Source organism: Sphingobacterium zeae, assembly GCF_030818895.1.
Taxonomy (GTDB): Bacteria; Bacteroidota; Bacteroidia; order Sphingobacteriales; family Sphingobacteriaceae; genus Sphingobacterium; species Sphingobacterium zeae.
Genome location: NZ_JAUTBA010000001.1, coordinates 1,106,965 through 1,127,107, shown reverse-complemented (window position 1 = coordinate 1,127,107; position 20,143 = coordinate 1,106,965). Strand labels below are relative to the sequence as shown.

Here is a 20,143-nt window from a genome sequence, read left to right as displayed (position 1 = left end):
ATTACAGTAAAATTTCCTTTAAAAGTTTAATATTATTCTTTTTCCCCGCGATAACCAATGTTGTACCTGGGCTAATCAAATAAGATGGTCCTGGATTAATAACCGTATCATCATCCCGTATACCAGCAATAATCGATGCGCCAGTGCGTTGACGAACTTCCAACTCCCCAATTGTCTTTCCTGCACCTTCATTTTTGCCCTCTACTTTATACCATTCAATACGCAAATCGTCCAGAGCAACTTCTATCGTCTCCAAAGCTTTCGGCTTGTAGGATAATCCACCGATAATTCCCGCAATCTGACGGGACTCATCGTCATTAAGTGTCATCACACAACGTGACTCATGCTCCTCGTCATCATAGCGATAAAGTTCCCGTCTGCCATCGTCATGGATAACAACAACCATGTTATCTCCCGCATCGGTTTCAATTTGAAATTTTTTCCCAATTCCAATCAGATCGGACTCTCTTACAATAGACATAATCTTCTTTTTAAAATATATACCAATAATAAAAAAACCTTCATAATTTTGTTTAAACGAACGTTATGAAAGCAAACTGAAGATGCTTTCCAGCCAATAAAAACAAAGACTTACAGAAAAAACAGCATCAGCCCTTAGCTACTAAATACAAATTTAGCCAAAAATTCAGTCTTAAACGAATCCGTCAATAGCAGACAGGGTGGCTTCACAAGGTGCAAATTACCCTAAAGTAGCAAAAAATAATAGAGGAAACAAACCCTCTTCCCTGTCGCACGGTATGCGCGAGCCCAATGAACCCGCCTTTTTTACTCCTGCAAGGTAGCATCAATCAGCCTATAAGTTCCATCTTCCCGGAGCTGGCTGCGACCAATGGCTATATTCTTTGAATGATAAAACAAAAAAATCCAGCCTGCTGGCGCACCTTCTGCCCAATACTCCTGACGCAAGGCTTTGGAGCGCCGGCCATCGAAATCATATTTGGCGACATAATTATGGAAAATCTCTTCGGGCTCAGGTAATACATCTCCACCAAAGAAATAGTGCTGATCATCCGTGTGAATATGAAATGCCTGATGATGTGCGGTATGTCCACCATTGAGCGCATAGCTGATTACATTATTTATGTTTCCTTCACCTTCTACCAATATCAAATTACCGCTGCGTTGAATCACATCAAAAATCTCTGTCCGGTATGAACTGGAAATTCCCGAATAGGCATCTTCCCATTCACCTCGCTGTACAATATATTCGGCCTCTGGAAATGCTATCCGACCTGTTCCACTTTCAAATGTCACCATGCCACCGGCATGATCTTTATGCAAATGGGACATCAATACATATTTTACATCATCAGGCCGGTATCCTAATCTATACATGTTATCATACAGCTGTAATCGCCCATTTTCATCCGTATAACCAAGACCAGTATCACAGAGTACGAGCCCGGCATCGGTTGGGATCAAGAAAGGATGAACATCGATAAACATAGCGCCCGGACGGTCCTGAGGGGCATTTATTGAAGGGTCGAAGGGAACAAATTTTCTGCTTTTATCTACCGAAAAAGAACCTTCGTATAAAGAATAAGCCTGTACCATATTTAAAACATTGGGAATATGCACGTTAAGCAACAGCGAATCAATACCCGGTTTAGGAATTAGGTAAGTCCAGCCTTAAAACGTATATTTACACTTAAAATATTGTGCAAAGATATGCAAAAAAGGTGGGTACTAAAATCTAAAAATGATGTCAAAATAACCAACAAATTGCGCGAGGAATTAAACATCAACCCTGTATTGGCAGAGTTGCTCGTGAGCAGGGGAGTGGAGACTTTTGACGAATCAAAACAGTTTTTTAGACCTCAATTATCGAATTTGCACGATCCATTTTTGATGCGGGACATGGAGAAAGCCATCAACCGGATCATTCAAGCCATTGGCAACAAAGAAAAAATACTTATTTATGGAGACTATGATGTGGACGGTACAACTGCTGTAGCCGTTGTTTATAGTTTCTTCAGGGAATTCCATAGCCAGCTCGAGTTTTACATTCCAGACCGCTATGCCGAAGGCTATGGCATCTCGATACAAGGAATCGACTACGCCGCGGCAAACGGTTTCAGCTTAATTATCGCATTAGACTGTGGTATCAAGGCAATCGATAAAATAGATTACGCAAACAGCAAAGGAATTGATTTTATCATTGGCGATCACCACCTTCCCGGCGAGGAACTTCCCAAAGCCTATGCCGTATTAGATCCCAAGCGTGCAGACTGTGCCTATCCCTACAAAGAACTTTCAGGTTGTGGAATAGGCTTTAAGATTATTCAGGCTTTTATATTGACCAACGGCATGGATATCAATGCCTGCTATCAGTTTTTGGATCTCGTCGCTGTAAGTATCGCTTCAGACATTGTTCCTATTACAGGTGAAAACAGAATACTCAGCCACTTTGGCCTCATTAAACTTAATACGAATCCCTGTGTCGGATTAAAAGCACTGATTGATTTATCAAACAATCGAACGAAGATCTTTACCGTTAATGACATCGTGTTCCAGATTGGCCCACGAATAAATGCCGCGGGCAGAATAGATCATGCCAAGGACGCTGTCAAACTATTGATTTCAAAGTCGCTACAAGAAGCAAAAGATTTTAGTTCGAGCATTGATGATCAAAACAATGTGCGGAAAGACTTCGATCTCAGAATCACAGAAGAAGCGTTGGCCCTCATTGAAGATAACGCTCTACTTAAAAGCCGCAAATCCACCGTACTGTATAAAGCCGACTGGCACAAAGGCGTCATTGGAATTGTCGCTTCCCGTCTGACCGAAAAATATTACCGACCGACAATAATATTGACCGAAACAAATGGTCATATCGCCGGTTCCTGCCGTTCGGTATTGGGTTTTGATTTATATGAAGCGTTGAGCGAATGCGCCGATCTATTGGAACAATTCGGCGGACATAAATATGCTGCCGGACTAACCATGTCCGTAGATAATGTCACACTCTTCCAAGATCGTTTTGAAGAAGTGGTATCACGGCGTATCAGTCCAGAAATGCTGACGCAAGAAATTTTGATCGATGCCAAGTTAGCACTGAAAGATATCGACGCTAAGTTTTTTCGTATTCTTCAGCAATTTGAACCATTCGGTCCCCAAAACGAATCACCTATTTTCCTCAGTAAAAAGGTGAATGCAGTAGGACAAGCCTTTATAGTAGGCACCAATCATCTTAAGATGACTGTTGTGCAGGAAGACTCTCCAGCATTTGACTGCATTGGTTTTGGATTGGCAGAACATATCACGCATATCAACTCTGGACAAAGTTTCGACATCTGCTACAGCATCGAAGAGAATGTGTGGCGCAACAAAAAGAACTTACAGCTAAACATCAAAGGGATTAAGTATTAGTATTGCAATAGTAAGAAGATATTAAATATATTTACAAAACAATAGATATTCCACAAAGATGATTTTAAAGGCAGAACATCTTATCAAAAAGTATAAACAGCGCACCGTTGTCAACGATGTGTCTTTCTTTGTAGAACAGGGAGAGATCGTCGGGTTATTGGGCCCGAATGGAGCTGGCAAAACGACCTCTTTCTATATGATCGTTGGTCTTATTAAGCCCAATGAAGGGAAAGTATTTCTCGACGATCAGGAGATTACGCAAGATGCGATGTACCAACGCGCTCAACGCGGGATAGGTTATCTCGCTCAGGAAGCATCGGTCTTCCGGAAGCTTTCGGTAGAAAACAACATCTTGGCTGTATTAGAGATACACTATCCGAATAAAGAAGAACGTTTGGCAAAACTGGAAGAACTGCTCACAGAATTCAGCCTACACCGTGTCCGTAAAAATAGAGGTGATTTGTTATCTGGTGGCGAACGTCGACGTACCGAAATTGCGCGGGCATTAGCTGCAAATCCATCGTTTATTCTTTTGGATGAACCTTTTGCAGGGGTCGACCCGATCGCCGTGGAAGAAATTCAGACGATCGTAGCCAAACTCAAAACACGTAATATCGGCATCTTAATTACCGATCACAACGTGCAGGAAACATTATCAATCACCGATAGAGCCTATCTCCTCACCGAAGGAAAGATTATGCTGACCCGGTACCCCTGAGGAGATTGCTGACAATGAGCTTGCCCGTAAATTTTATCTCGGTCGACATTTTGAGTTAAGAAGGAAAAAATTTTAAAAATTAAAGACAAACCTCCCCTATGGCCTTATTAAATTCCATTTTTACTTGGTTCATGAAAAAGAGAATTCACCAGATTGAACTTTTCATGAAATATCCGCATGATGTTCAAGAAGAATGGTTTCAAAGTTTAATTGCCACTGCGGAAGCAACAGAATGGGGAAAAAAATACGATTACACCAGTATATTAACGCCTGAAATTTTCAAAGAACGTGTCCCTATACAGGACTACGACGATATTAAGGGGTATGTTGATCGTATGATCAAGGGTGAGCAAAATATTCTGTGGCCATCGGATATCAAATGGTTTGCTAAGTCTTCGGGCACTACCTCAGATCGAAGCAAATTTATTCCAGTTAGTGAAGAAGCCCTCGAAGAATGCCACTTCCAGGGGGGCAAGGATATGTTGACAATCTATTGCCATAATAGGCCCGAAAACCGTGTATTTACAGGAAAATCAGTGGTTATCGGTGGTTCTTCCCAAATAAACAATTTTAGTCCAGATTCCTATTATGGTGATCTTTCGTCGATTCTCATTCGAAATCTGCCTTTTTGGGCCGAATTTAAACGGACACCAACTATGGAAGTAACTTTAAACCCGAACTTTGAGGAAAAAATTGAGCAAATTGCTCAAATCACGCTTAAAGAAAACGTAACAAGCCTAGCAGGTGTACCCACTTGGAATATTGTGATGGCCAAGCGTATACTTGAAATTACAGGTAAAGACAACTTACTGGAGATATGGCCAAATCTCGAATTTTATGGACATGGAGGTGTGAGTTTCAAACCTTACCGCGAACAATTCCAAAAATTGATTCCTTCAGAAAACATGTATTATCTAGAGAATTATAATGCTTCAGAAGGCTATTTTGGTTTACAAGACCAATCTGATTCGGAAGATCTCCTACTGATGTTGGATTATGGTATTTATTACGAGTTTTTACCTACAGAGCGAATGCAGGAAGAAAACCCGCCAACGCTACGCTTGGATCAGGTTGAACTAGGTAAAAATTATGCATTGATCATCTCGACCAATGCAGGTCTATGGCGTTATAAAATCGGGGATACCATAAAATTTACATCATTATCCCCTTATCGGTTTCAGATATCCGGACGCACCAAGCAATATATTAATACTTTTGGGGAAGAAGTTATCGTCGATAATGCTGAACAGGCGCTGGCCGAAGCGAGCAAACTGACTCAAGCACGAATAAAAGATTATACGGCAGGACCAGTATATTTCAAAGATTCCCAAGCCGGCGCACATGAATGGGTGATCGAATTTGAACAGCAGCCCAATGATTTTAAGCGTTTCTGTGAAATATTAGACGCAAAGCTTCGTGAAATCAATTCGGATTATGACGCCAAGCGTTTTAAAGATATGGCTCTCCGTCAACCCATCGTTCATAATGCACCCGAAGATACATTCTATAAGTGGATGAAATCACGCGGTAAGCTGGGGGGACAGAATAAGGTTCCTAGATTAAGCAATAATCGCGAATATATTGACCCACTTTTAAAACTACTCGCTAGCTAAATGATACATTGAGCATGATCACTTCAAGATACTGTAAGATGATGCAACATACTGCCGAACTAATAGCGCACCCTCCTTCTTGAGATTAGCCAAAATTTTCTGGACTTTTTATTTTGGCTAATCTCATGGTACTCAATCATTGTTAAAAAAACTACTGTGAGTTCTTTTGAATGTCATAAGCCCCAAAAAGATTACACAATAGTGGAGGTTTATTAGGGTTTAATTGCTGTTTTATATAAAAACACAAAAAAACCGAGGATAAAATTCATCGAAATACCTTTCTTCTGAACTTCAACTTCACGCGGTAACAATGTGCGTGCATCGCCCGATGTTACTTCATTACCTTTGTCAAGACTGTGAGTCAATTCCATACTTAGTTTATTTTATGATAAGTGATTTTATAGCGTTACTGCAAACCACAAAGCCCATCAAAATGGTTGCATCCTTTACAGCCAAACTTTATGCCATACTATTGAAACCCAACATTAATTAATAAAAAATTAACACTATTAATTATGAATACTTGTACGCACTAAAAAATGAATCTAAATTCTTCCATTTCAAAAAAAAGTGTAGTAAAATGGGGAACAACTGTCCGAAATAAGAGGCATATCCTTACCAGCAAATTATCCAGCTATACGTGCGACTTATATTTCATTTTTTTCCTAACTTAGCCTAAGTAATTTAAAAATAAGATGAACGCGACAGAGAACTATTCAATTCGCGTAGAGCCAACTCAAAATTCAAGACTCTCGCAAGTAGATTTCGACAATCTAAAATTCGGAAAGATTTTATCCGACCACATGCTGGTCGCTAACTATGATGACGGTGAATGGAAAGATGTCAGCATCGTCCCTTATGGAGATATCAGTATTAGTCCTTCGATGTCCGCTTTACATTATGGTCAAGCGATCTTTGAAGGAATCAAAGCTTATAAATTTGCAGATGGAACAGTGAGTATCTTCCGTCCGGACAGAAACTGGGAAAGATTCAACAAATCTGCCGCACGCCTTCAAATGCCGGAGGTACCTGAAGAGATTTTTATGGATGGTCTAAGCAAACTATTGGACATCGACCGTAACTGGATCCCGGCAAAAGAAGGTTCATCATTGTACATCCGTCCTTTTATGTTCGCAACAGAAGCAGCATTAGGTGTACACCCTTCAAAATCATACAAATTTATCATTATCACCGGCCCTGTAGGCGCCTATTACAGCAAAGCAATCAGCTTAAAAGTGGAGACCTACTATACGCGTGCAGCAGAGGGTGGTGTCGGTTTTTCGAAGAATGCTGGTAACTATGCCTTATCACTTTATCCAACACAATTGGCAAATGATGAAGGTTATGACCAAATTATGTGGACAGATGCTTCCGAGAGCACAAATACATTGAAGAAGCCGGTACAGCGAATCTTATTTTCCGGATTGGAGATACAATCATCACTCCACATGGCGACACAATCTTACACGGTGTTACGCGTCGGACAATCATGGAATTGGCAGAAAAATGGGGCTATAAAACGGAGCAGAGAAAGGTATCTGTCCAAGAACTAATCGACGGTATAAAAGCAGGTAGCGTGACAGAAGCTTTCGCAGCGGGTACTGCAGCCACCATTACCGATATCAGCCGTATCGGTTACGAAGGACAGGATTATAATTTGCCACCAGTCGAAGGCCGCGAGTTTTCACATCGTGTTTTGAATTACCTCAATGACTTACGTTACGGCAAAGTAGAAGATCCGTATGGTTGGAACTACTTAGTAAAATAATTTCCAAAATGAAATAGAAAAGCCTTTGTTATTAATAACAAAGGCTTTTTTTTATTGCCTATACACGTTTTGCATACCTTGAAACACGGTCTATACGCCTCACTTGCCTTCGCGGATAACGTCTGATTCTCTGCTTCCAGGTGCTTAGGAATGCTCTCCTGTCAGCTTATCTTGCACAAATTCAATAATAGCTGTAGTCTCCTGGGATTGAAACCACTTTGTATTACCGTATTTTTTAAACCAGGTAATCTGTCGCTTGGCATAACGTCTCGAATTTTGTTTGATTTTTTCGGTCGCTTCAGCCAAAGACTGCTTACCATCAAAATAATCAAACAACTCCGCATACCCCACCGTGAGCAGAGCAGGTTTCGTTCTGAAAGGAAGTAAAGCTTTCACTTCGCCCAGTAGGCCTTTGGCCATCATTAGATCTACACGCGAATTGATTCTTTCATACAACTTTTCCCGGTCCATATTCAAGCCAATGGTAAGAATAGCAAAAGGTCTTTTTTCGACACCTTTCTTATGGTAAAATGACATCGGTTTACCTGTCGCCTCAAAAACTTCAAGAGCACGCACCACACGTTGCGGATTATCGATGTCTGCCGTTTCAAAATATGCGGGGTCAATACTTTTCAATCGATCTTTTAAGGCTTCCAAGCCCAATACTGCAAGTTCATGATTAAGTCGTTCGCGCACTTCATCTCCCGCCTTGGGCAGATCATCCAATCCTTCGCAGAGGGCCCGTACAAACAAGCCCGATCCACCTACCATAATGACGACGTCATGCAATTGAAATAGTTCTTCTAATTTCAGTAAAGCTTCACGTTCAAAATCGCCTGCAGAATAATCCTGCGTGATGGAGTGTGAATCAATGAAATAATGAGGAGCAGCAGCAAGTTCGTCTGGACCTGGCTTAGCCGTACCAATAGACATTTCCCGATAGAACTGACGAGAATCGGCAGAAATTATTGCTGTTTTAAAATATTGTGCCAATGAAATAGCCATTGCAGTCTTACCAACAGCTGTTGGCCCCACAATGGCTATCAATGTTTTCTTATTTGTCATAATAGCTCACAGGCCGAAAAGAACCTGCAAATTCTTCTTAATTAATATTCGTCTTCGTAGCCGTTGGATTCTTCGCGCTCTTCGCCTTCTTCCCCCTCTTCCTCATCGTCACCATCACTATCGAAGCCATCCAATTCATCGTCATCATCCACACCATATTGCGTTTCATCTTCCTCTACAAATTCATCCTCTTCAACAGCATCTGCTACCGGGAAATTAGCCGCAGTCATCGTCTTAGGAACCTGTCCAATAGATTTAAATAATGTAGGATAAACCTTTCCTTCCTCTTCTTTCAAAATCTTGATCAATTCAACCTGAAAATCATAAGGACGATCAAAATTGTAAACGTAGTAAAATTTCTGATGTGGGTCATCAATAAACTTGCTTAAACGGATATTCTCCATCAACAATACCTCAGCATCTTTTTTACGTTGAGTAGGTTTGAATGCAATTTCAGTTCCCTTTTTCCATTGATCGTTACTTACATAAAAAGAGGAAGATGCATCTGCATTATATCCTGTTGATTTATGGATTTCCTCATGTAGGTCTATAAATGTACTTTTAGAAGGCATGTCAATCTCACGGTACACATCTTCATAATCTTCAAAAGTAACTCTAAATCTATAAATTGCCATCTCTACTATTTTCTTCTTTTAACCTTTTTAAAAATAATACTATATTTTAAGAATTGGAAATTTCCAATGGGATTTCTTGTTTGATCGTCAAGTTCATTTCCACTGCTTTTTGAACCAAAAATTGATAGGCTTCTATTCGGGAGTTTGGAATCTCACCCTCCAGAATAGCTTCACGAATCAAATTTTTAAGCTGCCCAACGGTACGTCCTGGTGTCAAGCCAAATAAGAGCATAATATCCTCCCCGCTGATTGGCGGCTGCCAGTTTCGAACCTTGTCCCGCTCTTCGACATCCTTCAGTTTTTGTTTGACAAGTTCAAAATTCTGTCGATATTTTTTCTTTTTAAACTCATTCTTTGTTGTCACATCCGCATGGCATAGCATCATCAGGGCTTCAATATCGTCACCAGCCTCAAATAACAGGCGGCGCACGGCCGAATCTGTTACAATATCTTGTGCCAATACAATCGGCCGAAGATGCAATTGCACCAGCTTCTGAACAAATTTCATTTTCTCGTGGAGCGGAAGCTTCAATTCAGCAAATAGCTTGGGAACCATCCGGGCACCGCGATCTTCATGGCCATGAAAGGTCCAACCGAGCTTTTTATCGAAACGTTTTGTTGCTGGTTTAGCAATATCATGCATAATCGCCGCCCAACGTAACCAAAGATCATCTGATAATTCGCAGACATTATCCAATACTTCCAACGTATGGTAGAAATTATCTTTATGGCCCTTGCCATCAATAATATCCACACCATGTAGATTATACATCGCCGGAAATATCAATTCCAATAGACCGGTATCAAACAAGTATTTGAATCCCACCGAAGGTTTTGGGGAAAGAACAATCTTATTGATTTCATCAATAATCCGCTCTTTGGAAATAATCTTTATCCGCTCTTTGGTATCGGCAATTGCTGTAATTGCTTCGATAGCAATTTTAAAATTCAACTGCGTGGCGAATCGAATGGCGCGCATCATACGCAATGGGTCATCCGAAAAAGTTTCTATTGGGTCTAAGGGGGTTCTAATAATCCGCTGTTCAAGATCGTGCACACCTCCAAATGGATCGACTAAAATACCATAATCAGCTTTATTTAGTGAAAAAGCCATTGCATTGATCGTAAAATCACGTCTATTTTGATCATCGGATAGGGAGCCATCTTCCACGATAGGCTTGCGCGAATTAGCGCGGTAGGATTCCCTTCGCGCACCGACAAATTCCACATTGAGCCCCTCATAAACCAACATTGCTGTGCCGAAATTCTTATATACGGCAACCTTGGTATGTAGCTTTTCACCCAGTAACGTCGCAAATTCAATTCCACTTCCGACAACAACAATGTCCACATCATTCTTAAAAGGACGCTTCATGATATAGTCGCGGACATACCCCCCGATGACATAACATTCGGTATGTGTTGTCTCGGCGAGTTCCTTAATGATTGAGAAGATTGGATGTTGTAAATTATCGTACATAGTCAAAACAGCAGGTAAAAAACCAAACAGTTTGCAAAAGTAACAATTTTTTCCCTAATCCCTATCTTTGGACAATTTACGGAAAGCAAGTGGATTTTTAAGTAATTCAGCTTGTTCACGGCGACGTTTTACAATATGCAATGCAGAAAAAATTGCCTCTACAAACGAGCTTTCAGATGCGAAATTTTTTCCGGCAATATCATATCCTGTCCCATGATCTGGCGAGGTGCGTACAATAGGTAAACCAGCTGTATAGTTTACACCGGCACCTTTTGCGATATGTTTAAAAGGAATCAACCCTTGGTCATGGTACATTGCCAATACCGCATCAAATTTCTCATATGCCCCTTTCGCGAAAAATCCATCAGCAGGATAAGGTCCAAAACAGAAAATTCCTAGTTCGTTGGCTTTTTCTACAGTAGGCCTGATGATCTGATCATCTTCGGTACCAATAATACCATGATCACCAGCATGTGGATTGAGCCCTAAAACTGCTATTTTAGGCTTTTCTACCCAGAAATCTTTCTTAAGCGAATCATTCATCAGCGCAAGTTTTTTGAGAATGGCTTCTTCGGTAATTTGAGCAGCAACCTCATGCAATGGAATATGCCCTGTCACCACGCCAATACGCAGTTCATCACATACCATAAACATTAATACATCATCGGCTCCAACTTTCGCTTGCAGGTATTCGGTATGTCCCGGAAATTGGAATCCCTCCTGTTGAATATTATGCTTATTGATAGGAGCGGTTACCAAAGCATCGATTTTACCGGCTTTTAAATCTTCAACGGCTTTCTCTAGGGACAGAAAAGCATATTTACCGCCAATTTCGTTTTCTTCACCCAGCGAAATTTTGACATCTTCCTGCCAGCAATTGATCATATTTGCTCTTTTGGAATGCGCCTGCTCAGCATCATTAATCACGTTAAAACTAAAATCATTTACACCGATCGCTTTACGGTGAAAAGAAGCAACCTTGGTATTTCCGTAAACCACCGGCGTAAAGAAATCGCACATCCGCTGATCTACCAAAGATTTAATGATTACTTCAAGTCCAATGCCGTTAATATCGCCTACGGTAATTCCGATTTTTAATTTATCGCTCATTCTGTTTAAATGCTTTGATTCAAAAATAGGGATTTTTTTCTTAGAATAACTTTTCCCTTATTTATTTTTTACTTTTGCAACATGAGTACAGTAAGAGCAAAAAAACATTTAGGACAGCACTTCTTGAACGACAAAAATGCTGCACAGAAGATTGTGGAAGCATTGGATCCTAAACTGGGTTTTAGCCAAGTGCTTGAAGTGGGGCCTGGGATGGGTGTACTTTCAGATTTTCTCCTGCAGAAAGAGGAATATGAAACCTATTTAATCGATGTGGATGAGGAATCAATTGCTTATTTGGATGATAAATATCCCCAATTGGGCAAAAGGTTAATCCATGGGGATTTCCTAAACCTTGATTTTTCACAATACTTCGGGGAGAAGATGGCTGTCATTGGCAATTTCCCGTACAACATCTCCTCCCAGATTCTCTTTAAAATTTTGGATGAACGCCAGCGTGTCGTTCAGATGACGGGGATGTTCCAAAAAGAGGTGGCAGAACGCTGTACGGCTAAAGCGGGCAGCAAAGAATACGGCATATTAAGTGTCTTTTTACAGGCTTACTATAAGGTAGAATACCTATTTACCGTCAAGGCTGGAGCATTTAATCCGCCTCCAAAAGTACTATCAGGGGTCATTCGCATGACCCGCAATGAAAGGGATCAATTAGCCTGTGATGAGAAACTGTTTTGGCGCGTCGTGAAAGCAGGTTTCAACCAACGTCGTAAAACCCTTCGGAATTCACTTTCAGGCGTTGTTCCCAAAGATAAAATGTCCGATAATCCCCTCTACGAACTACGAGCAGAACGACTGACAGTAGATGATTTTGTCGGCTTAACAAATGAAATAGCAAACAGTCTTTAATATGCATTCAACAGACAGCACATTTATTATCGTTGGTGGAGGTATCGCGGGATTATGTGCTGCAATTGGTTTGGCAAAGCTCGGCATCGACGCCCAGATTTATGAAAGTGCAGACGAGTTAAAAGGTATCGGAGCAGGATTTGGTCTTGCAGCCAATGCCATGCAAGCCTTGGAGCATTTAGGGCTCAAAGACGAAATCGTTCCAATAGGACATTATCTTGCGTCCTACAATGTCTTGGATCAAAACGGGAATATCTTAGTGGAACCGGACACGAAATTAATAAGCCAACAATACCAGCAGGAAAATTTTGCTATCCACCGGGCAGATCTGCATCAGTTTTTATTATCCAAAATTCCAAGCAGCCAAATTCACCTTGGCAAACGCGCCGTTTCGTTCGAAAGAGAGGGTGAAGATCTTCAAGTTTATTTTGCAGATGGAAGCCATGTACGAGGTCAAGCACTCTTAATTGCTGATGGTGTACACTCCCCCTTAAGGCAGCAACTTATACCCGGTTCGGCACCCCGCTATTCGGGTTACACCTGCTGGCGGGCCACCATTGACAATAGCAGCATACAACTCAACAAAGGGACGGAAACCTGGGGTGCAAAAGGACGTTTTGGTATGACACCACTGGTCAATAACCGCATTTATTGGTACGCTTGTATCAATACAACTGCACGGAACCCAATCTTAAAAAGGTGGCGCACAAAAGAACTTCTTGACAATTTTAAGAGTTATCATGCACCTATTCCAACAATTCTCTCTGAGACCAAGGATAGCGAACTGATTACAAACGATATTATCGATATTGCACCGCTTGATCGTCTTGCATTTGACAACATACTCTTGCTCGGAGACGCTGGACATGCAACAACTCCTAACCTCGGCCAGGGAGCCTGTCAGGCTATTGAAGATGTGGCTGTACTGATGGACGAGCTTCAAACCCATGTACCCATCAATGTAGCTTTTCAACGATTCGAAAAGAGAAGATTGGAGCGAGTAAATTACATCTGTAATACCTCTTGGAGGATAGGCAAAATTGCACAATGGGAAAATCCACTCCTAATTGGAATACGAAATTTTCTCATGAAGACTATGCCGAACCGTATGAAACAACAGCAGCTAAACAAATTACTTTCTGTGGATTTTATGCAGATTAACCGTAATCATGCCCCTGGGCACAAAATCAATACGAAATAGAAGCACTATTTATTTATCGTTTCCACATAAAAAAATAATTGGATGAAAACTACTATTCTGATCGTCGACGACATTCATGAGATCATGCTGAAAAAATTTGATCAGGCAGGTATCCATTACGATTATCAGCCCGATATCAGCCGAGAAGAAGCCGAGAAAATTATTTCTAACTATTCTGGCATGGTCATCCGTTCTAAATTTCAGGTCGATAAAGCATTTTTTGACCTCGCGCCCAACCTCCGCTTTATTGCCCGCGCCGGAGCCGGTATGGACAATATCGACGATGCCATTGCTGCACAAAGAGCTGTGCAGTTAATTCCGGCAAATGAAGGCAATCGGGACGCTGTCGGTGAGCATATGATCGGGATGTTGCTTAGTCTGATGAACAATCTGAATCCTAGCGACCAACAAATACGATCTGGCCAGTGGTTGCGTGAAGCCAATCGTGGTTACGAACTTAAGGGGCGTACTGTGGGATTGATTGGCTACGGACACAATGGGATGGCCATGGCAAAAAAATTATCGGGCTTTGATGTAACGGTACTTGCCTACGACAAATACCGGATCGGCTATACCGATCAATATGCAACAGAAGCAGACATGAAAAAAATCTACAAAGAAGCTGATGTGATCAGTTTTCATATTCCCTTAACGGATGAAACAAAAGGGATGATTGATGTGGATTATCTGGCAAAATTTGAAAAACCTATTTTCTTTTTACTCGGAGCACGGGGCGGTATTGTACAAGTACCTGCAGTGCTTAGTGGCCTTGATTCAGGCTCCATTCTGGGAGCAGCATTTGATGTATTGCCTGTAGAAAAGTTCCCAAAACTCGCCGAACAGAACTGGTATGCGGATCTTATCCGTCGAGACAATGTGATCTTATCTCCCCATGTTGCAGGATGGACATTTGAAAGTTATTATAAGTTATCAGAAATCGCCGCCGATAAGATTATTGCATTTGTGGCTTCTTGAGTTTTACACGGCCCCAATGGCCAAAATCTCTGGTGCAGCAGGCAGCTACAATACATGAAGTTTGAGTAATCTATTTTTGCTGTCCTAGTAAAAACTCATACTGCTGGACTAAAGATGACCGCTAGAACGACAATGAAAAACTGCAATACTAGACTACCGTCAAGTAAGTAAGCATAGTGATAATGGTCTTTTGTTTTGAATACCGCAAACTTTAGCAGGGCAAATATCAGCATGTTTGTTAGAAGTAGTCCAATTTTTATAAGCATGGGATAGGGTGCCAGCAGGACCAGAATACAATGCAGGCCCAGTAACAAATAGGTAAGATTTTTAGCTTTTTGTTCGCCCAGCATATTCGGCAAAGTCCGTAGGTGATAATAGGAATCCTGTTGGATATCCCGAATATCAAAAGGCAATGTACAGATAACCAAAAATATGAACTTCAATCCGCAGAGCGCAATAAAAACCCACTGATCTATTTTGACACCGACGTTGGCCAGTTCCACATAAGGAAGCACCACGCTGCTGCAGACCCACACTAGGGCAATATGAAAAATTTTGGCACCAGGAATCTGTCGAAGTCCCACTTTACGATCTTGGAACTTAAATAGTGGCATCCCGTATAACAGGCTTAGAACTCCAATAAATCCCAAAAACAGGAAAGAGTACATGTGTATATGCCACAAGCAATACCCCAGCACCAGCAATGCTATACCATTATTTAACCACATGACCCATTCATGGTTAAAGATCCAGCGTGTCCGGGGGAATTTTGATTGTTTTGGATTCTTTGGCTTGGACCACCATAGGCTAAAATTATACAGCAATAATGTGGCGGTCCCCTCCACTAAAACGATGTACCAATTGATAGACCTTTCAAATATAATGTAGGTCAGTGCACATTGCGCCATGGCCGCCATGGCGATCAGAAGATTTGTATAGATAATAATATAGAATAGCTTTCTCAGAAAAGGCATCTTAATAAATCTTGATGCAAGATAACAATCTCGAAAGATAAAAGTAGTTTAACATGATATTAAACATCATTTTTTTGATAAAATGGGCAAAAACCGCTAAATTGTACACCGAAATCGAAATACCAAAAACAATTTCGCAACGATAACAATATAAATTAAAATAATTCATAATAATCCTAATAACGATGAGCCTACAAATAAAATCATTTGAAGAATATCAAAGTGAATATAAGCGAAGTGTAGAACAACCTGAGGAGTTTTGGGCGAGCATTGCAGATCATTTTTTCTGGAAGAGAAAATGGAATAACGTGCTAAATTGGAACTTTGAAGAACCTAATGTCAAATGGTTTGAGGGTGCCAAACTAAATATTACAGAAAACTGTCTTGATCGCCATATATATGCGAATGGAGATAAACCGGCCATCATCTGGGAACCCAATGATCCGAATGAAGCACACCGCATTCTTTCCTATAAGCAATTATTGCAAAAGGTGGAGCAATTTGCTAACGTACTTAAAAATAATAACATCAAAAAAGGAGACCGTGTCTGTATTTACTTACCGATGGTTCCCGAATTGGTCATTGCTGTATTGGCTTGCGCCCGTATTGGTGCTATCCATTCTGTAGTATTTGGTGGTTTTTCAGCGCGTTCTATCGCAGATCGTATCGAAGATGCCGAATGCAAACTGATTGTCACATCAGATGGCAGTTACCGCGGAAATAAAACTATTGGCCTTAAAAATATTGTAGATGATGCGTTGATGCAGTGTGATACGGTGGAGAAAGTTATTGTGTTAACGCGTACGCGTACACCGGTATCGATGATTAAAGGCCGTGATGTATGGTGGGAAGATGAGATCAAGAAAGTAGAAACACAAGGAAATCCGGCGTGTCCAGCAGAAGAAATGGATGCTGAAGACACCCTGTTTATTCTCTATACATCAGGATCTACAGGAAAGCCGAAGGGGGTGGTGCACACGTGTGGTGGTTATATGGTATACACCGGTTATACCTTCATGAACACTTTCCAATACCAACCCAACGACGTCTTTTTCTGTACTGCAGATATTGGCTGGATTACAGGTCACAGTTATATCGTTTACGGCCCCTTATCACAAGGCGCTACCTCATTGATGTTTGAAGGTATACCAACCTTCCCGGATGCGAGCCGCTATTGGGATATTGTGGATAAATTCAACGTCAATATTATCTATACCTCACCGACTGCTCTACGTTCATTAATGGCTTTTGGTGATGAATTTGTAGACAAAAACAACCTTTCTTCGTTGCGTGTTTTAGGATCTGTAGGAGAGCCGATCAACGAAGAAGCATGGAACTGGTTTAATGAGAAAGTCGGTAAGAACAATTGTCCTATTGTTGATACGTATTGGCAAACAGAGAACGGAGGCCACTTGATTACTTCATTGGCGGGCGTGACACCAGAGAAAGCAAGCTATGCGATGTTCCCAATGCCAGGTATTCAGCCTGCTTTGATGGACGAGAATGGAAAAGAAATCGAGGGCAATGATGTTACAGGAAACCTGTGTATCAAATTCCCTTGGCCGGGTATGTTACGTACGACGTGGGGAGATCACGACCGCTGTCGTCAAACCTATTTCTCGACCTATAAGGATATGTATTTTACGGGCGACGGATGTTTCCGTAGTCCAGAGGGCTATTACAAAATCACAGGTCGTGTAGATGATGTACTCAACGTTTCGGGTCACCGTATTGGCACAGCTGAAGTTGAAAATGCTATCAACATGCACGCTGACGTTGTAGAATCTGCAATCGTAGGCTATCCGCACGCCGTAAAAGGGCAAGGTATCTATGCCTATGTGATTGCCAATCACCACACAGATGCCGAAGCGACCAGACGCGATATCATGGAAACCGTTTCTCGTATTATCGGCCCGATTGCAAAACCAGACATCATCCAATTTGTCGATGATCTACCAAAAACTCGTTCAGGCAAAATCATGCGTCGAATTTTACGTAAGATAGCCGAAGGCGATACCAGCAATTTAGGAGATACTTCTACCCTACAGGATCCGAATGTAGTAGAAGGAATTATCAGCGGGGCATCAGCCTTGAAAAAATAGTATAACGTATGCGAGATATGTAGAAATGGCTGTCCAAAAAAATCGGACAGCCATTTTTAGTTTGATTTATCTATATAACTGCTGTTACATATATATCTTCAGAATGCTATTTCAGCTCTTTGAGATCACTTTTGCACATCCGCTAATTATACGATCTAAATAGGCCTAATTTGATAGGTGCAATTGTATGGGAAGCGTATACTTCACATTAACGGCCTCTCCACGCTGTATACCCGGCTTCCATTTTCCCGCCCTTTCTATCACGCGAATTCCTTCCTCGCCTGTTCCGAAACCTAGGTCATTCTCTACAACTAAATCCCTTACGTTACCATCTTTGCCTACCACAAACGCTATCCTTACAACGCCAGACACCCCATTACTAATAGCGCCCCTTGGGAAGACATAATTGCTCGCTATGAAGCCCATCAGTCTCGAAATTCCACCAGGGTAATCGGGAGGACTCATAAAGTTCGACGAATCATATTTAAAAACTTCGCCCGAATCCTTTGTTTTAATGCCTGAAATTAATTGATTATTTGTGTAATTTTCAACAAAGCTATCCTTTCCGGACTTTCCTTTCCACTCACCCTCGCGTAAATTATTTTTCATTTTCCCCTCTTCATAACCCCCGCTATGAGTTAAACGGATAAAACCCGTTCCATTTTCCAGTGTTTTATTATTTAGCGAATCATAATACACAACATAAATGGGATCTCCTATTTTCAGTTTTCCCTTTTTAGCTGAACTACTCGGATAAAAAACAATTTTTTCCAATTTATTACGTGGATAAAAGTAAAAAGCAGAATCTACAAGCGCGTTATCATCGCTATAGTCCTCGATATTTCGTATCGTTCCCTGTTCATAAAATTCATACTTTCGCCCGCGAAATTTAAACGGGTAAAAAGCACTCGTACTGATCCCACTGAGTTTAATGGAGTCGTTGCGCGTATAAAATTCTTCGACACGGTAAACTTTATCCTTCCCGGAGGCGTCGACATGAACTATCCGCGTGTAATAGGCCGAATCCAAATGCTTTGTTTCGGTATCATTTCTCTTGTGATAGCTGGTAAAAGAAACCTGAGCATAAAGGTTTGATAAGCACAAATTAAACGATAAAAAGCATACTAATGACGCCCAAAAACTTAAATAACCCTTCATAAATACTGGTTTGTATAGCAGCAATAATAGGAAATATCAAAGACAATTAAAACAATAATCGGTTAAATAATTTTTATATTCATTGCGTGTTATACGATAGATTAGTAATTTTAGTTATCCACACAATGTTAATAACATTGTTGAAAACCCATTTTACCCGTAGAACGAACAACATGATCTTATGACTAGACGCCATTATTATAGGAGCAGTAGAGCAATTGTGCTCCCATAAAGAAATCCTATTTTCTTTTACACAGTATAAAATCAACGATAGGAGCTCAACAGAATAGATATACTACTTCTGATAAAAGGCTTATGAATAATTTTGGCACTTTTTAAGTGCTTAATACAACGAAAAAGCCACATCATCCCGACGTGGCCAAAATAAACATATGAATTTAATTAAACAGTTTCTATTTATACGAGTTTACGGAGCTTGCAACCTTCCAGGTTCCTGATTCATTGACCAATGTCACTAAATCTGTTTTGATGAAATTGTCAAACTTCATGGTGATACGTGCTACCATATAGTTTTCAGATTCCTCCAGAACTTCAGTATGCGTACTGCAGTTCAATTTTTCACCTTTTTGTTTCTTGAGGAAGGAAATAACTTCCGAACGGCTGTTGGTACGAGCTGATTTCCCTTGAATTTTCTGATTAAATTCCTGGGCGAACAATTTTTCTACCCCCTGAGAAGCACCTTCCGTCATTACCGACACATAACTATCGATGGCCAGATCAGCTGTGGAAAGGTTCAATGCTTTTCCAGGATCGGTAGCTGCCACTGCGAATGTTGATATTGTAATCAATGCTGCTGCGGCGAATGTCTTTACTAAAGTTTTCATAATATTGTACTTTATAGTGTTAGTTTTTTGTTTCTTTTCTTATTGTCGTAAGGATCTTGATTATGTTGCATCATTTCCTTTAAGATTCTGATTCAAAAGTAAGACAACGCAGCGTTCCATTTTATTACATTTCGATAAACAAAATAAAAAAGTCGGTAAATGGCAGTAATGGAGCGGTGAATGGATACCGGTTAGGATTGAAAAAATTGAAGATATATGAGTGTAAATCCCGCTAGCATGGGGCTGCC

General features: G+C 40.8%; 16 protein-coding genes and 2 pseudogenes. 8 read left to right on the top strand and 10 right to left on the bottom strand.

Annotation, left to right across the window (positions count from 1 at the left end):
• Position 1: 1 nt before the first annotated feature.
• Positions 2-481 (bottom strand): cation:proton antiporter regulatory subunit, encoded by a 480-nt coding sequence (locus QE382_RS04545; RefSeq protein ID WP_046672804.1) that lies wholly within the window; start codon positions 479-481, stop codon positions 2-4.
• A 305-nt stretch (positions 482-786) separates the two neighbouring features.
• A complete protein-coding gene (locus QE382_RS04540) occupies positions 787-1,575 on the bottom strand; it encodes an MBL fold metallo-hydrolase (RefSeq protein ID WP_307184866.1) in 789 nt (262 codons plus the stop codon).
• A gap of 114 nt (positions 1,576-1,689) precedes the next feature.
• On the opposite strand from QE382_RS04540, the gene recJ reads away from it, so the two are divergent.
• The 3 genes and pseudogenes from recJ (at position 1,690) to QE382_RS04525 (ending at position 5,721) form a co-directional block, all read left to right on the top strand.
• Positions 1,690-3,390: a single-stranded-DNA-specific exonuclease RecJ gene (recJ, locus tag QE382_RS04535; RefSeq protein WP_307184865.1), complete on the top strand. Its 1,701-nt coding sequence runs from the start codon at positions 1,690-1,692 to the stop codon at positions 3,388-3,390.
• 58 nt (positions 3,391-3,448) lie between these two features.
• A pseudogene (gene lptB / locus QE382_RS04530) lies at positions 3,449-4,184 on the top strand (LPS export ABC transporter ATP-binding protein).
• A gap of 22 nt (positions 4,185-4,206) precedes the next feature.
• Positions 4,207-5,721, top strand: coding sequence for a GH3 auxin-responsive promoter family protein (locus tag QE382_RS04525; protein ID WP_307184864.1), 1,515 nt, complete (start codon positions 4,207-4,209; stop codon positions 5,719-5,721).
• 212 nt (positions 5,722-5,933) lie between these two features.
• Here the strand turns inward: QE382_RS04525 and QE382_RS04520 are convergent, their stop codons facing one another.
• Entirely contained in the window at positions 5,934-6,092 is a 159-nt protein-coding gene (locus QE382_RS04520; RefSeq protein ID WP_293956844.1) for a hypothetical protein, read from the bottom strand.
• Between the two features lie 324 nt (positions 6,093-6,416).
• On the opposite strand from QE382_RS04520, the pseudogene QE382_RS04515 reads away from it, so the two are divergent.
• A pseudogene (locus QE382_RS04515) lies at positions 6,417-7,489 on the top strand (branched-chain amino acid aminotransferase).
• Positions 7,490-7,633: 144 nt separating this feature from the next.
• On the opposite strand, the gene miaA reads toward QE382_RS04515, so the two are convergent.
• The 4 genes from miaA to pdxA are packed head-to-tail and all read right to left on the bottom strand — an operon-like array spanning position 7,634 to position 11,779.
• Positions 7,634-8,554: a tRNA (adenosine(37)-N6)-dimethylallyltransferase MiaA gene (gene miaA, locus QE382_RS04510; RefSeq protein WP_307184863.1), complete on the bottom strand. Its 921-nt coding sequence runs from the start codon at positions 8,552-8,554 to the stop codon at positions 7,634-7,636.
• A 41-nt stretch (positions 8,555-8,595) separates the two neighbouring features.
• Positions 8,596-9,189: an IS1096 element passenger TnpR family protein gene (locus QE382_RS04505; protein ID WP_307184862.1), complete on the bottom strand. Its 594-nt coding sequence runs from the start codon at positions 9,187-9,189 to the stop codon at positions 8,596-8,598.
• Positions 9,190-9,235: 46 nt separating this feature from the next.
• Positions 9,236-10,669, bottom strand: a complete 1,434-nt coding sequence (locus tag QE382_RS04500; RefSeq protein ID WP_307184861.1) for a CCA tRNA nucleotidyltransferase — start codon at positions 10,667-10,669, stop codon at positions 9,236-9,238.
• 54 nt (positions 10,670-10,723) lie between these two features.
• Positions 10,724-11,779, bottom strand: coding sequence for a 4-hydroxythreonine-4-phosphate dehydrogenase PdxA (gene pdxA, locus QE382_RS04495; protein ID WP_293956849.1), 1,056 nt, complete (start codon positions 11,777-11,779; stop codon positions 10,724-10,726).
• Between the two features lie 81 nt (positions 11,780-11,860).
• Here pdxA and rsmA point away from each other — a divergent pair, with 81 nt between their 5' ends.
• The 3 genes from rsmA to QE382_RS04480 are packed head-to-tail and all read left to right on the top strand — an operon-like array spanning position 11,861 to position 14,816.
• Positions 11,861-12,640, top strand: a complete 780-nt coding sequence (rsmA, locus tag QE382_RS04490; protein WP_307184860.1) for a 16S rRNA (adenine(1518)-N(6)/adenine(1519)-N(6))-dimethyltransferase RsmA — start codon at positions 11,861-11,863, stop codon at positions 12,638-12,640.
• Between the two features lies 1 nt (position 12,641).
• Complete coding sequence (locus tag QE382_RS04485; protein WP_307184859.1) at positions 12,642-13,841, top strand: FAD-dependent monooxygenase; 1,200 nt, start codon at positions 12,642-12,644, stop codon at positions 13,839-13,841.
• 42 nt (positions 13,842-13,883) lie between these two features.
• Positions 13,884-14,816, top strand: coding sequence for an NAD(P)-dependent oxidoreductase (locus QE382_RS04480; protein ID WP_307184858.1), 933 nt, complete (start codon positions 13,884-13,886; stop codon positions 14,814-14,816).
• A gap of 95 nt (positions 14,817-14,911) precedes the next feature.
• Here QE382_RS04480 and QE382_RS04475 read toward each other — a convergent pair whose 3' ends face one another.
• A complete protein-coding gene (locus tag QE382_RS04475) occupies positions 14,912-15,790 on the bottom strand; it encodes a UbiA prenyltransferase family protein (protein ID WP_307184857.1) in 879 nt (292 codons plus the stop codon).
• 185 nt (positions 15,791-15,975) lie between these two features.
• Here QE382_RS04475 and acs point away from each other — a divergent pair, with 185 nt between their 5' ends.
• Positions 15,976-17,892: an acetate--CoA ligase gene (gene acs, locus QE382_RS04470; protein WP_307184856.1), complete on the top strand. Its 1,917-nt coding sequence runs from the start codon at positions 15,976-15,978 to the stop codon at positions 17,890-17,892.
• Between the two features lie 165 nt (positions 17,893-18,057).
• Here the strand turns inward: acs and QE382_RS04465 are convergent, their stop codons facing one another.
• Together QE382_RS04465 and QE382_RS04460 are read right to left on the bottom strand one after the other, a co-directional pair.
• A complete protein-coding gene (locus tag QE382_RS04465) occupies positions 18,058-19,050 on the bottom strand; it encodes an energy transducer TonB (protein WP_307184855.1) in 993 nt (330 codons plus the stop codon).
• 413 nt (positions 19,051-19,463) lie between these two features.
• On the bottom strand, positions 19,464-19,895 hold the full coding sequence (locus QE382_RS04460) for a nuclear transport factor 2 family protein (protein WP_307184854.1): 432 nt from the start codon (positions 19,893-19,895) through the stop codon (positions 19,464-19,466).
• Positions 19,896-20,143 lie beyond the last annotated feature (248 nt).